The sequence below is a fragment of the Methylobacterium sp. J-072 genome (assembly GCF_022829425.1).
Lineage (GTDB): Bacteria > Pseudomonadota > Alphaproteobacteria > Rhizobiales > Beijerinckiaceae > Methylobacterium.
Genome location: NZ_JAKSYK010000130.1, coordinates 1 through 311 on the forward strand (window position 1 = coordinate 1; position 311 = coordinate 311).

General features: G+C 71.4%; 1 protein-coding gene. It reads left to right on the forward strand.

What is annotated here, in order from left to right; all coding sequences use genetic code 11:
- Positions 1-311: MucR family transcriptional regulator (locus MKK67_RS14870; RefSeq protein WP_243965822.1), on the forward strand; the 311-nt coding region annotated here is incomplete at both ends.

Genomic DNA, 311 nt, shown 5'->3' on the forward strand with positions numbered 1-311 from the left:
CGATCGCCGGCCTCACCTCCGGAACGAGCACAGCCGCCGCCGGCACGGTCGCGAGCGAAGCGGTCGACAAGCCGACCCCGGCCCAGATCCGCAAGTCGGTCCAGCAGGACGGAATCGTCCGCTTCCTCGACGGAAAGACCTACAAGACCTTGAAGCGCCACCTGACCGCCAACGGCCGCAGCCCGCAGAGCTACCGCGAGCGCTACGGCCTGCCGGCCGACGATCCGATGGTCGCGCCGAGCTATGCCGACCAGCGCTCCGCCCTCGCCCAGGCGATCGACCTGGGACAGCCCGGCGCCATGGCCGAGGCC